The 11,943-nt window shown below is 71.1% G+C and carries 14 protein-coding genes; 8 read left to right on the top strand and 6 right to left on the bottom strand.

Features of this window, described 5'->3' with window-relative positions:
• Positions 1-162: 162 nt before the first annotated feature.
• From AEQ27_RS11350 to AEQ27_RS11365, 4 genes are all read left to right on the top strand, one after another.
• On the top strand, positions 163-1,020 hold the full coding sequence (locus AEQ27_RS11350) for a LysR substrate-binding domain-containing protein (protein ID WP_043594893.1): 858 nt from the start codon (positions 163-165) through the stop codon (positions 1,018-1,020).
• 82 nt (positions 1,021-1,102) lie between these two features.
• Positions 1,103-1,507, top strand: a complete 405-nt coding sequence (locus AEQ27_RS11355; protein WP_054146761.1) for a hypothetical protein — start codon at positions 1,103-1,105, stop codon at positions 1,505-1,507.
• Between the two features lie 116 nt (positions 1,508-1,623).
• Positions 1,624-3,093, top strand: coding sequence for an NCS2 family permease (locus tag AEQ27_RS11360; protein ID WP_200908361.1), 1,470 nt, complete (start codon positions 1,624-1,626; stop codon positions 3,091-3,093).
• 151 nt (positions 3,094-3,244) lie between these two features.
• Complete coding sequence (locus AEQ27_RS11365) at positions 3,245-3,727, top strand: VOC family protein (protein ID WP_054146762.1); 483 nt, start codon at positions 3,245-3,247, stop codon at positions 3,725-3,727.
• A gap of 37 nt (positions 3,728-3,764) precedes the next feature.
• Here the strand turns inward: AEQ27_RS11365 and manD are convergent, their stop codons facing one another.
• From manD to AEQ27_RS18095, 3 genes are all read right to left on the bottom strand, one after another.
• Positions 3,765-5,003: a D-mannonate dehydratase ManD gene (gene manD / locus AEQ27_RS11370; protein WP_054146763.1), complete on the bottom strand. Its 1,239-nt coding sequence runs from the start codon at positions 5,001-5,003 to the stop codon at positions 3,765-3,767.
• Between the two features lie 104 nt (positions 5,004-5,107).
• Positions 5,108-5,968 (bottom strand): aldo/keto reductase, encoded by an 861-nt coding sequence (locus AEQ27_RS11375; RefSeq protein WP_054146764.1) that lies wholly within the window; start codon positions 5,966-5,968, stop codon positions 5,108-5,110.
• Entirely contained in the window at positions 5,965-6,804 is an 840-nt protein-coding gene (locus tag AEQ27_RS18095; protein WP_200908362.1) for an EI24 domain-containing protein, read from the bottom strand. Before AEQ27_RS18095 ends, AEQ27_RS11375 begins: the two co-directional genes overlap by 4 nt.
• Before the next feature lie 165 nt (positions 6,805-6,969).
• On the opposite strand from AEQ27_RS18095, the gene AEQ27_RS18100 reads away from it, so the two are divergent.
• From AEQ27_RS18100 to AEQ27_RS11395, 3 genes are read left to right on the top strand one after another with little or no spacing between them, the layout of a single operon-like run.
• Positions 6,970-7,389: a hypothetical protein gene (locus AEQ27_RS18100; protein WP_054146765.1), complete on the top strand. Its 420-nt coding sequence runs from the start codon at positions 6,970-6,972 to the stop codon at positions 7,387-7,389.
• 3 nt (positions 7,390-7,392) lie between these two features.
• Positions 7,393-7,872, top strand: coding sequence for a hypothetical protein (locus AEQ27_RS11390; protein ID WP_054146766.1), 480 nt, complete (start codon positions 7,393-7,395; stop codon positions 7,870-7,872).
• A 48-nt stretch (positions 7,873-7,920) separates the two neighbouring features.
• A complete protein-coding gene (locus AEQ27_RS11395; RefSeq protein WP_054146767.1) occupies positions 7,921-8,925 on the top strand; it encodes an aldo/keto reductase family protein in 1,005 nt (334 codons plus the stop codon).
• 35 nt (positions 8,926-8,960) lie between these two features.
• Here AEQ27_RS11395 and AEQ27_RS11400 read toward each other — a convergent pair whose 3' ends face one another.
• The 3 genes from AEQ27_RS11400 to AEQ27_RS11410 form a co-directional block, all read right to left on the bottom strand.
• On the bottom strand, positions 8,961-9,509 hold the full coding sequence (locus AEQ27_RS11400) for a YbhB/YbcL family Raf kinase inhibitor-like protein (protein ID WP_054146796.1): 549 nt from the start codon (positions 9,507-9,509) through the stop codon (positions 8,961-8,963).
• Positions 9,510-9,583: 74 nt separating this feature from the next.
• The gene (locus tag AEQ27_RS11405; RefSeq protein WP_054146768.1) at positions 9,584-10,447 is read right to left on the bottom strand and encodes an aldo/keto reductase; all 864 of its coding nucleotides are present in this window, start codon (positions 10,445-10,447) and stop codon (positions 9,584-9,586) included.
• Between the two features lie 13 nt (positions 10,448-10,460).
• Positions 10,461-11,432, bottom strand: coding sequence for an aldo/keto reductase (locus AEQ27_RS11410; RefSeq protein WP_054146769.1), 972 nt, complete (start codon positions 11,430-11,432; stop codon positions 10,461-10,463).
• A 62-nt stretch (positions 11,433-11,494) separates the two neighbouring features.
• On the opposite strand from AEQ27_RS11410, the gene AEQ27_RS11415 reads away from it, so the two are divergent.
• Positions 11,495-11,902, top strand: coding sequence for a TIGR02611 family protein (locus AEQ27_RS11415; RefSeq protein ID WP_082383467.1), 408 nt, complete (start codon positions 11,495-11,497; stop codon positions 11,900-11,902).
• Positions 11,903-11,943 lie beyond the last annotated feature (41 nt).

Genomic DNA, 11,943 nt, shown 5'->3' on the forward strand with positions numbered 1-11,943 from the left:
GTGCGGGGCGGGGCGGACATCACGTTCCTGCGCTGGTGGTTCGGTTCACGGTCTGCATCAACGGTAGGGTCGGCCTGGTCATTCGGACCCCGGTGGGGGATGATCAATCGCATTGGCTTCGTGAATGACGAGGTCTCGAGCCGGCACGACGAAGGAGGCGCGGTGTACGACCCCACGCTGCTCGCGACGTTCCTCGTCGTGGCCGAGACACGCAGCTTCACCCGGGCCGCGCAGCGCCTCGGCATCAGCCAGCCGACGGTCAGCCAGCAGGTCGGCCGGCTCGAGAAGGCCGCCGGCCGAACGCTCGTCGCCCGCGACACCCGCGACGTGCGCCTGACCGACAACGGCGACGCCATGGCCGGCTTCGCGCGGACCATCCTCGCCGCGCACGCCGCCGCCGAGAGCTACTTCAGCGGTTCGGCCATGCGGGGCCGCCTGCGTTTCGGTGCGGCCGACGACCTCGCCATCACCCAGCTGCCCCGCATCCTGCGCCACTTCCGCCAGCTCTACCCGCAGATCAACCTCGAGCTCACCGTCAACCAGTCCGCACCCCTGCGCCGCCGACTGGCCGCCGGCCACCTCGACCTGATCTTCGTCAAGCAGACCGCGGGCGAGTCCGACGAGGGCACGCGCGTCGCCGGCGACGCCATGGTCTGGATCGGCCAGGAGAAGCTCGTCGTCGAGCCCGGCCAGCCCGTGCCGCTCATCGCGTACCAGGCCCCGAGCCTCAGCCGGCAGATGGCCATCGACGCCCTCGAGCGCGCCGGCCGAACCTGGCGGATCACCTGCAACACGCGCGACGTCAACGGCGTCCTCGCCGCCGTGCGCGCCGGCATGGGGGTCGCCGTGTTCCCGTTCTCGCTCATCCCCACCGACCTCGTCAAGGTCAGCGACCGGTTCTCGCTGCCCACCCTCGGTGACGTCGACTACGTGCTCGTCGCCAACCCGGGCGCCGCCCGCGAGCCCGTCGACGCCCTCATGTCGGCCATCACCAGCCGGGGCGTCAGCCGCGCCGTCTGACCCGGGCCGTGCGCTCGAGCCGCCCGGCCGTCCCGGCGCGCCGCCCACACCCCACCCCGGGAGGCGCGCGCAAGATGGTCGCATGAGTCACCGCCCCACACGCCGCCAGAAGTCCGCCGCCCGTCGGGACGCCCGCGTACTCGCCGCGATCCTGGGCGGTTCCGGCCTCCTGCACCTCGCCAAGCCCGCGGTCTACGACGCGGTCGTCCCGAGGAGCGTCCCCGGACCGGCCCGGTTCTGGACGCTCAGCTCGGGTCTCGCCGAGGTCGGCATCGCCGCCGCCCTCCTCGCTCCGAGGACGCGTCCGGTCGGCGGGCTCGCCGCCGCCGCGCTGTTCGTGGCCGTCTTCCCGGCGAACGTCTCGATGGCCCTGCGCGCCGTGAAGAGCGAGCGGGCCACGACGGGGCGCACGGCCGTCACCCTCGTCCGGCTGCCGTTGCAGGTGCCCCTGGTGACACGGGCGCTCGGCGTGCACCGCGCCTCCTAGTCTCCCGAGCGCCTCGGCGGTCGAGAGGCGGTGGGCGGCGTTGCAGCGTGCACCCCGGCACGCCCTATCCTGTTCTCTTCCCCCTCGACATCCGATCTCACCGGAGACGCATCGCCATGGCCACGAACGCCCCCGCCACCACGCCGCCGAGACCCGGAGTCGGGGGCACCCTCGACCGGTTCTTCGAGATCACGCAGCGCGGCTCGAGCTGGGCGCGCGAGATCCGCGGGGGCGTCGTCCCGTTCGTCACGATGGCCTACATCGTCATCCTCAACCCGCTGATCCTCGGTGGCTTCAGCGCCGACCAGGCGGCGAAGGACGTGGCCGGCAACTGGCTGCAGAACGGTCAGGTGGGCGCGGTCACCGCCCTCACCGCCGGGGTCATGACGATCCTCTTCGGCACCGTCGCGCGCCTCCCGTTCGCGTTCGCCGCCGGCCTCGGCATCAACTCGTTCCTGGCCGTCAACGTGGTGCAGGACGTCACCTGGCCCGAGGCCATGGGCCTCGTGGTGATCAACGGGCTCGTCATCACGATCCTCGCCGTGACCGGCCTGCGCAGCATGATCTTCACCGCCGTTCCGGCCGCCCTCAAGACGGCGATCACGGTCGGCATCGGCTTGTTCATCGCGTTCATCGGCCTGGTCGACTCGGGCTTCGTCCGCACCAGCGGCACGTCGTCGCCGCCCCTGCAGCTCGGCGACGCCGGCTCGGTGGCGACCCTGCCGACGATCACCTTCGTCATCGGCCTGCTCGTCATCGGGGTGCTGATGGCCCGCAAGGTGCGCGGGGCGATCTTCATCGGCATCGTCGCCACCACCGTCATCGCCATCGCCCTGCAGGCGATCTTCCAGGTGCCGCCGTCGAACGGCCAGAACCTCGACGACTGGAACCTCAACGCCCCGGTGCTGCCCACCCAGATCGTGGCCCTGCCGGACCTGTCGCTCGTCGGCCAGTTCAGCTTCGGCGCCTTCGCCCGCATCGGCGTGCTGTCGGCCGTCATGCTGGTCTTCACCCTCGTCTTCACCAACTTCTTCGACGCCATGGGCACGATGACCGGCCTCGCCAAGGCCGGCGACGTCGCGGACGCGAACGGCACCTTCCCGCGCCTTCGCTCGGCCCTGATCGTCGAGGGCGTCGGCGCGGTCGCCGGTGGCGCGACGAGCTCGTCGTCGAACACCGTGTTCGTCGAGTCCGCCTCGGGCATCGGCGAGGGCGCCCGGACCGGATTCGCCTCGGTCGTCACCGGCGCGCTGTTCCTGCTCGCCATGTTCTTCACCCCGCTGACCCAGGTCGTGCCGCTCGAGGTCGCGGCCTCGGCCCTCGTGATCGTCGGCGCGCTGATGGTGTCGCAGATCAGCCAGATCGACTGGACCGACTTCTCGGTCGCACTGCCGGTGTTCCTGACGATCATCACCATGCCGCTGACGTACTCGATCGCGAACGGCATCGGCGTCGGTTTCGTCAGCTGGGTGGTCGTGCGGGCGTTCGCCGGGAAGACCCGCACGATCAGCCCGCTGCTGTGGATCGTGGCCGCGGGCTTCCTGGTCTACTTCGTGCGCGGCCCGATCGAGGCCCTGCTGGGCTGACCCCACCGGCTCGCCTCCCCGAGATGTCACGACATGCCGCTCACCTCCGTAGGTGAGCGGCATGTCGTGAATTCTCGACCTCGACGCCCGGCGCGGCTACCCTGAGCGCCAGGCGGGGACGGTGCCGCCGGTCACCTCGAGGAGGCGCGACATGCCCCGCATCACCCCCGCGCTCTGGTTCGGTCGTGACATCGAGACCGCGGCGGACTTCTACGTCGCCCTGTTTCCGTCGTCGCGCGTCACCGACGTGTCGCGCTACCCCGACGATTTCCCCGACGCGTCGATGGCGGGCCAGGCGCTCGTCGTCGACCTCGAGCTCGACGGCCAGCCGTACCGCCTGCTGAACGGCGGCGACGGCGGTCCGAAGCCCACCGAGGCCACGTCGTTCTCGATCTCGGTCGAGACACAGGACGAGCTCGACCACTACTGGGACGCCTTCGCCGCGGACGGCGGGCAGGAGGGGCGGTGCGGCTGGGTGACGGACCGTTGGGGCTTCTCCTGGCAGGTCGTCCCGTCGGTGATGGACCGCTACCTCGGCGGACCCGACCCCGAGGGCGCCGCCCGGGCCATGGCCGCGATGATGGGCATGAACCGGCTGGTCATCGCCGAACTGGCTGCGGCCTACGAGGGGTGAGCGACGCGCTCGCCCGCGCCGCGCCTCCTCGTCCCGGTCACCAGTCGTGGACGGTGCCGTCGGCCAGACGGTTGTACGGCAGGTAGGCCTGTGCGTACGGGTACGCCGCGGCGGCCTGCTCGTTCAGCTCGACGCCGATGCCGGGCTGCTCGCCCGGGTGCAGCATGCCGTCCTCGAAGGTGAAGCTCTGCTCGAAGACCTCGTCGGTCTTCGCGCCGTGCTTCATGTACTCCTGGATGCCGAAGTTGTGGATCGCGAGCCCGAGGTGCATCGCGGCCGCCATGCCCACGGGCGAGATGTCGGTCGGACCGTGCATGCCCGACTTGATCTGGTACTGCGAGGCGTACTCGAGCACCTTCTTCAGGTGGGTGATGCCGCCCGTGTGCGTCACGGCGCTGCGCACGTAGTCGATCAGCTGCTCGCGGATGATCTGCTGGTAGTCCCAGACGGTGTTGAAGATCTCACCGATGGCCAGCGGGGTCGTCGTGTGCTGGCGGACGAGCCGCAGGGCCTCGGGGTTCTCGGCCGGGGTGACGTCCTCGAGCCAGAACAAGTCGTAGGGCTCGAGGCTCTTGCCGAGCCGCGCCGCCTGGATCGGGGTCATGCGGTGGTGGCCGTCGTGCAGCAGGGGGATCTCGGGGCCGAACTCGGCCCGCACCGCCTCGAACACGGTGGGCACGTGCCGCAGGTACGAGCGGGTGTCCCAGTCCTCCTCGTTCGGCAGGGCTCCACGCTGGGCGGGTTCGTGGTCGTAGCGCACGCCGTTGTTGGCGTCGAACGTGGCGTTCGAGGCGATCCCGTAGATGGACTTCAGGCCGGGCACGCCGGTCTGGACGCGGATCGCCTTGTAGCCCTGCTCCTGGTGGTCGCGGACGCTGTCGAACAGTTCCTCGAGGTCCTTCCCCGAGGCGTGGCCGTAGGTCAGCAACCCGGTGCGCGAGGCGCCCCCGAGCAGTTGGTAGAGGGGCAGGCCGGCGACCTTGGCCTTGATGTCCCACAGGGCGACGTCGACGGCGGCGATGGCGGCCATCGTGACCGGCCCGCGCCGCCAGTAGGCACTGCGGTAGAGGAACTGCCAGGTGTCCTCGATGCGGGCCGGGTCCCGCCCGATCAGCAGGGGTACGACGTGTTCGGTCAGATAGGCGACGACGGCGAGTTCGCGCCCGTTCAGGGTCGCGTCGCCGAGGCCGGTGACGCCGTCGGACGTCGTGATCTTCAGCGTCACGAAGTTGCGGTCGGGGCTGGTGACGATCACGTCGGCTCTGTCGATGATCATGCGGTGTCCTCTGGAGCTCGCGTCCAGGCGACGTCGATGTCACCCGGGCTGGTCCCTCCACTCTGGCGCATGCGTGAGCGGGAGGCGAGCCCGGGAGGCGCGGGTCAGCGCATCTCGAGCGACACCTTGGTCGTCGGCGCGGGGAACGCCCGCTCGAGCTGGACGAAGGCCTGGTCGTCGAGGTCGACCGCCAGCGCCGCCGCGTTCTCGAGCGTGTGCTCGGCCGTGCCCGCCTTGACGGCGACCATCAGGTCGGGCACGAGGCGCAGCACCCAGGCCAGGGCGAGCTGGGCCGACGAGATGCCGAGGTCGGTCGCCACCTGCTCGAGCACGGGGTGGCCGAGCAGCTCGCCGCCGTCGACGGGGGAGTAGGAGGTGAGCGGCACGCCGTGCTCGCGTGCCCAGGGCAGCAGGTCGAACTCGGGTCCGCGACGGGCCAGGTTGTAGAGGACCTGGTTCGTCTGGACGTTCTCGCCACCGGGCACCGAGAGCAACTCCTGCAGGTCGTCGACGTCGAAGTTGCTGACGCCCCAGCCGCCGATCGCGCCCTCGGCGACCAGCGCCTCCAGGGCGTCGACCGTCTCGGCGAGGGGATGGCGTCCGCGCCAGTGCAGCAGGTAGAGGTCGAGGCGGTCGGTGCCCAGCCGCCGGAGGCTGGCGTGGCAGGCGTCGACGGTGCCCTGCCGCGAGGCGTTGCTCGGCAACACCTTGCCGACCAGGAACACCTCGTCGCGGCGACCCACGATCGCCTCGCCGACCAGTGACCCGGACCGCCCGCCGCCGTACATCTCGGCGGGGTCGACCATCGTCAGGCCGGCGTCGAGGCCGGCTCGCAGGGCGGCGATCTCGTCGCCGCGGCGGCGCGGGTCGTCGCCGAGGTTCCAGGTGCCTTGGCCGGGGGCCGGGCCGACCCGGCCGTCGGGCAGGGTGGCGGCAGGGTTGGTCGGTGTGGCGGGGGTGGTCATGCCGGGGGATGGTAGTCGTCGGCCGGTGGGGTGGGTCCGGCGGTCGGTGTCGCGGGCGGTGCCCCGGCCGTCGACGTGGTCGGTCCGGTCGGCCCGGCGGTCACCTCGCGGGCCAGGAGGGTGGCCGCGGCGACGGCCGCCGGCATGACGAGCACCGCCCCGAGCGGGACGAAGAACAGCAGGTAGGTCGCGGTGCCCAGCCCCAGGGTGCGCGCCCGGTTGACGGCGAGCTCGCGGCGGCGCTCGGTGAGCGAGCGGCCCCGGGCGTCGAAGGCGTAGCCGGTGAGCTCGACCGCGAGGAACCATCCACCGACCAGCGCACCGACGACCGGCACGACGGTCTGGCCGACGACCGGCACGAATTTTCCGACGAACAGGAGGACGCCCACCCCGGCCGTGGCCAGCAGCAGTCGGAGCGAGTCGCCGGCACTCCGGGCGAGCCCGCGCCAGAAGCCGCGATCGACGTCGGCCGGCGGGTCGCCCTCTCGCTCTTCGGCGCGGCGCCAGATGCGCTCGTAGAAGGGGTCGCCGACGAGCAGGGTCACCGCGGTGAACGCGACGACCGCGAGCAACACGGCCAGGGCCGCCACGGCGACACCTCCGCCGAGGCGCACGAGGGTGCGCGACCACTCGGGCCACTCGTCGGCGAACGGCGTCACGGCGCGGGCGATGTCGTCTGCCGCGAGACCGACGACGACGAGGGCGGCCACGAAGACCGCGCTCACGACGAGGGCGGGCACCGCACCTAGCAGCATCAGCCGTGGGGACGTCGCCCACAGTCGCAGCCCTCGCCCGAGCAGGCCCACCCCACCGAAGAACTCCCCGATCACCGCCACCGGGCGAGCGTATCCGGTGCAGGAGGCGCGGGCGCGGTCGCAGGGGACGTCGCGTCCGTCGGTCCCCGCCCGGTCGGCTCCTCCCCAGTCCCACGAGGAGCGGACCCCTCCACAGGCTGGGTGCGGGCAGGTCCTCACCGCGGCGCGGTCCGCCAGCCTCGGACCATGACGATCATCGACGCCTACCCACCCGTACTCGCCCCCGACCCCACCGACGAGCAGCTCGAGGACTTCGTCGACGAGTTCTGCCTCGAGCCCTGCGACGACCGCGCGCTGCTGTGGATCTACCTCGGGCCGGACGGCGTCCCCGTCGCGCCGCCCATCGCGCTCGGCGGCTCTCCGGTCGAGCCCACCCGTGACGGGGTCGAGACCCTGGCCCTGCGCATCGTCGAGGTGGCGGCCTGGGTCGACGCCACGTCCGTCCTGCTGGTGTGGCAGAGCACCGACGAGTCGCTGACGGCGTCGTGCGACGACCAGCGGTGGGCCGCGGCGATCCTGGCGGTGATCGAACCCGGCGACCTCACGGTCCATCCGCCGATGCGTCGCACCCCGTCCGACGTCCGCCCCCTCCTCCCGGTGGACTGAGGCATGCGCGTCCGCGGAGGCTCCCGACCCTTCGACCCCGATCCCGACCTCCTCCGACTCCCCGTCCTCGGGCCCGACGCCGACGACCGGGCGTTGCTCGACCACGCGACCGAGTTGTGCGCCGAGAGGTGCGATCGCGAGGTCGTGCACTTGGCCTTCCTCGACGGCGCCGGTCGGCAGGTCGCCCCCGCCGGTCGTCTGCACAACGTGCCGCGACTGCCGCGGCGACGTGACGTCGACGAACTGGTCGACCTGTTCCGGCATCAAGGACTCCGGGCGAGAGCGCGGCAGGTGGTGTGCGTCTGGCAGACGGTCGACGACGACGAGCTCGACCGGGTCGCGGTCGACGCCTGGGTCACCGGCTTGACCCGGTCGCTCGGAGCCGGGCCCCTCCGGTTGCGGGCGTTCTGGCATCGCACGCCGTCGGGGTTCACCGTGCCCGGACGGTTCGGCGACCGGGCGGGCGGGGCAGCCGGTGACTAGCGTCGACGGGGTGTCGCATCGACGCGGCACCACCGAGAAGGGTCGTCCATGAAGTTCAGGTACCTCGGCAACAGCGGGCTCAAGGTCAGCGAGCTCACCTACGGCAACTGGCTCACCCACGGGTCCCAGGTCGAGAACGACACGGCGACGCGCTGCGTCCGCGCGGCCCTCGACGTGGGCATCAGCTCGTTCGACACGGCCGACGTCTACGCCAACACCCAGGCCGAGACGGTCCTCGGCGAGGCGCTGAAGGGTGAGCGTCGCGAGTCGCTCGAGATCTTCACCAAGGTCTACGGTCCCACCGGACCGAAGGGGCACAACGACACCGGGCTCAGCCGGAAACACATCACCGAGTCGATCAACGGGTCGCTCACACGCCTTCAGACCGATTACGTCGACCTCTACCAGGCACACCGGTACGACGTCGAGACGCCCCTCGACGAGACGATGGAGACCTTCGCCGACCTCGTCCGCCAGGGCAAGGTGCTCTACATCGGCGTCTCGGAGTGGAACGCCGAGCAGCTGCGCGAGGCGCACGCCCTGGCCCGCGAGCTGAAGATCCAGCTCGTCTCGAACCAGCCCGAGTACTCGCTGCTCTGGCGGGTCATCGAGGGCGAGGTCGTCCCGGCCTCGGCCGAGCTCGGCATCTCGCAGATCGTCTGGTCGCCCGTCGCGCAAGGCGTCCTGACCGGCAAGTACAAGGTCGGTGCCGAATTGCCGCAGGGTAGCCGGGCGACCGACCAGAAGGGCGGAGCGGGCATGATCGAGCGCTGGCTGCGCGACGACGTCCTCGACGCCGTGGCCCAGCTCGAACCGATCGCGGCCGACCTGGGCCTCACGCAGGCCCAGCTCTCGTTGGCCTGGGTGCTGTCGAACGAGAACGTCGCCTCGGCGATCATCGGGGCCTCGCGTCCCGAGCAGGTCGAGTCGAACGCGAAGGCCTCGGGAGTGACCCTCGAGGCCGACGTCCTGTCGCGCATCGAGTCGATCTTCGACGGCCTCGCCGAGACGGACCCGCGCAAGACGCAGATGCCGAGCGGCCGCGAAGCCTGACCGACACGACACGACACGACGACGAGCGTGTCGGATCAGGCCGCCGGGACCTCGAAGGTCGCCGAGATCACGGCGCGGGCCAGCGTGTGGAAGTGCAGGTTGAAACCGAGGTAGGCCGGGCTGGCGGTCTCGTCGACCCCGATCTTCTCGACGTCGAGGGCGTGCACCGCGACGAAGTAGGTGTGCGGTCCGTAACCCTCGGGCGGAGCGGCACCGACGTAGCGGGCGAGCCCGCCGTCGTTCTGCAGCTGGATCGCACCCTCGGGCAGACCCGAGCCCTGGTCGTCACCGGCACCGGAGGGCAGCGACGTCGTGGTGGCGGGAAGGGCGGCCCCGGCCCAGGGCCAGAATCCCGAGCCCGTGGGGGCGTAGGGGTCGTAGACGGTGACGGCGTAGCTCTTGGTGCCCTCGGGGGCGCCGGACCAGCTCAGCTGGGGGCTGGCGTCGTCTCCGCCGGGGCCCATGATGCCGCTCACCTGGGCTCGTTGCAGCTCGCCCCCGTCGGTGAGGTCCGTGCTCGAGAGCTCGAACTCGGGCACGATGCCGATGATGTCGTACGGGCGGGTCAGGTTGGCGTCGGCCATGGCTGTCTCCTGTTCGTTCGGGGTGGTCGTGACGGTGCGCCCGCCCCCGAGGGGCGGGCGCACCGGTGGTGGGGTCAGGCCGCGTCGAGCCGCTGGATCTCGTCGGCCGACAGCTTGATCGACGTCGCCGTGGCCGAGTTCATGATCGTCTGCGGGCGGGTCGACCCCGGGATCGGGACGACGAGTTCGGACTTGGCGAGTTCCCAGGCGAGCGTCAGCACCTGGGGGGTGACCCGTCGGGCGTTGGCGATCTCGGCGAACACGGCGTGCTTCGCCCCGAGCTCACCCGCGTTCGTGATCCCGCCGAGGGGGCCCCACGGCAGGAACGCGATGCCCATCTCGTCGCACAGCACGAGCTCCGCCTCACTCGAGCGGAACGCGGGCGAGTACTGGTTCTGGACGGAGACGAGGCGCCCGTCGAGGACGTCGTTCGCCTCGCGGATCTGGTCGGGGGTGGCGTTCGAGATGCCTGCCATGCGGATGACGCCCTCGTCGAGCAGCTCCGCCAGGGCGCCGATCGAGTCGGCGTAGGGCACCGCCGGGTCCGGGCGGTGGAACTGGTACAACCCGATCGTCTCGACGCCGGGCCGCTTCGCGGGGGCCCTGGCGGCCTCCTTCAGGTAGGCCGGGTCGCCGTTCTGCGCCCAGGCTCCCGCCTCGGGACGGAGGTGCCCGCCCTTCGTCGCGACGAGCACCTGGCCGGTGTCGGCGTGGTAGCTCTTGAGCGCCTTGGCGATGAGCAGCTCGTTGTGTCCGACCTCGTCCTTGCCTGCCTGATGGTAGGCGTCGGCCGTGTCGATCAGGGTGATGCCCTGCTCGAGTGCGGCGTGGATGGTGGCGATGCCTTGCTTCTCGTCGGGTCGGCCCTCGATCGACAAGGGCATGCCGCCCAGGCCGATCGCGCTGACCGTCATGTCTCCGATTGTCCTGGTCTTCATGTCGTCCTCCGGTTCACCACGCGTAGTCCTCGGGCGACGTCTCGTGCCCGGGGAAGATCTCGTCCAGCCGCGCCAGCGCGGCCTCGTCCAGCTTCACGTCGACGGCGGCGACCGCCGACTCCAGTTGTGCCATGGTCCGCGGGCCCGTGATCGGTCCCGTGACGCCCGGCTGGTGCAGCAGCCACGCGAGGGCGACCTCGCCTGGGGCGTGCCCGATCTCCCGCGCGAAGGCCTCGTAGGCCTCCAACTGGTCGCGGTGCTCGGCGACGTAGTCGGCGCTCCGTCCCTCGAGTCGACGCGACCCCTCTTCGGTCTTCTCGATCACGCCACCGAGCAGGCCACCGTTCAGCGGCGACCACGGGATCATGCCGAGACCGTAGTGCCGGGCGGCCGGAAGGGTCTCGCGCTCGACGTCCCGAACGATCAGGTTGTAGATCGACTGCTCGCTGACGAGCCCGCTGAAGTGCCGGGCCTTCGCGGCCTCCTGGGCCTGAGCGATGTGCCAGCCGGCGAAGTTGCTGCTGCCGACGTAGAGGACCTTGCCCTGCTGGACCGCGACCTCCATCGCCTGCCAGATCTCGTCCCACGGGGTCTCACGGTCCACGTGGTGGAACTGGTAGAGGTCGATGTGGTCCGTCTGGAGTCGCTTGAGGCTCGCGTCGAGCGCACGTCGGATGTTCAGCGCACTGAGCTTCCCGTCGTTCGGCCAGTCGCCCATGTCGCCGTACAGCTTGGTGGCGAGGACGGTCTTCTCCCGTCGCCCACCCCCGCGGGCGAACCACCGACCGATGATCTGTTCGGTGATGCCTTCGCCCTTCTCCCAGCCGTAGACGTTCGCCGTGTCGAAGAAGTTGACGCCGAGCTCGTGCGCCCGGTCCATGATCGCGTGGGAGTCGTCCTCCGTCGTCTGCGGCCCGAAGTTCATCGTGCCGAGCACGGCCCGGGAGACGGACAACCCTGTGCGTCCGAGGTGTGTGTAATCCATGTTCCCTGGCTACCCCCTCGCGGGGCGTGGTGCTCACAGGAAGGCCCCCTAACGTCGCCGTCATGGACGAGCAGCCCGAGACCCCGGACGGCGCGCCCCCGGTCGAGAACCGCGGGGTCGGCCCGCACCGCGGCAGGCGGCGCCGTGCCCTGCGCGACGGTCACGCGAGGATGCGACTCCGGCTCGACGGGCATCCACGCCTCCGATTGCTCTACAAGATCGGCGTCGGGCTGCTCGGCGCTCTGATCGTCGTCGTCGGCTTGGTCCTCGTCCCGCTGCCCGGGCCCGGTTGGCTCATCGTCTTCGTCGGCGTCGCCGTGCTCGGCACCGAGTTCCCGGCCGCCCACCGCATCACCCAGTGGGTGCGTCGACTCGCGCGGCGCGCCCGTCTCCGGTGGCGCGCCTGGCGGGTGGCCCGGTCGGTGCGCCGATCGTCGACCGTGGACCCCTCGGCCGCCCCGTCGCGGTGAACCGCAGGGCCGACCGCGTCCCGGCGGCCGTCGACGGGACG

It is taken from the genome of Frigoribacterium sp. RIT-PI-h (genome assembly GCF_001297205.1).
Lineage (GTDB): Bacteria > Actinomycetota > Actinomycetes > Actinomycetales > Microbacteriaceae > Frigoribacterium.

What these genes read in the sequence shown, in the direction of transcription:
- AEQ27_RS11415 (WP_082383467.1), top strand. Translation starts at nt 11,495, where the DNA reads ATGGACGAGCAGCCCGAGACCCCGGACGGCGCGCCCCCGGTCGAGAAC.
- AEQ27_RS11405 (WP_054146768.1), bottom strand. Translation starts at nt 10,447, where the DNA reads ATGAAGACCAGGACAATCGGAGACATGACGGTCAGCGCGATCGGCCTG.
- AEQ27_RS11390 (WP_054146766.1), top strand. Translation starts at nt 7,393, where the DNA reads ATGCGCGTCCGCGGAGGCTCCCGACCCTTCGACCCCGATCCCGACCTC.
- AEQ27_RS11355 (WP_054146761.1), top strand. Translation starts at nt 1,103, where the DNA reads ATGAGTCACCGCCCCACACGCCGCCAGAAGTCCGCCGCCCGTCGGGAC.
- AEQ27_RS11375 (WP_054146764.1), bottom strand. Translation starts at nt 5,968, where the DNA reads ATGACCACCCCCGCCACACCGACCAACCCTGCCGCCACCCTGCCCGAC.
- AEQ27_RS11395 (WP_054146767.1), top strand. Translation starts at nt 7,921, where the DNA reads ATGAAGTTCAGGTACCTCGGCAACAGCGGGCTCAAGGTCAGCGAGCTC.
- manD (WP_054146763.1), bottom strand. Translation starts at nt 5,003, where the DNA reads ATGATCATCGACAGAGCCGACGTGATCGTCACCAGCCCCGACCGCAAC.
- AEQ27_RS11365 (WP_054146762.1), top strand. Translation starts at nt 3,245, where the DNA reads ATGCCCCGCATCACCCCCGCGCTCTGGTTCGGTCGTGACATCGAGACC.
- AEQ27_RS11400 (WP_054146796.1), bottom strand. Translation starts at nt 9,509, where the DNA reads ATGGCCGACGCCAACCTGACCCGCCCGTACGACATCATCGGCATCGTG.
- AEQ27_RS11360 (WP_200908361.1), top strand. Translation starts at nt 1,624, where the DNA reads ATGGCCACGAACGCCCCCGCCACCACGCCGCCGAGACCCGGAGTCGGG.
- AEQ27_RS11410 (WP_054146769.1), bottom strand. Translation starts at nt 11,432, where the DNA reads ATGGATTACACACACCTCGGACGCACAGGGTTGTCCGTCTCCCGGGCC.
- AEQ27_RS18100 (WP_054146765.1), top strand. Translation starts at nt 6,970, where the DNA reads ATGACGATCATCGACGCCTACCCACCCGTACTCGCCCCCGACCCCACC.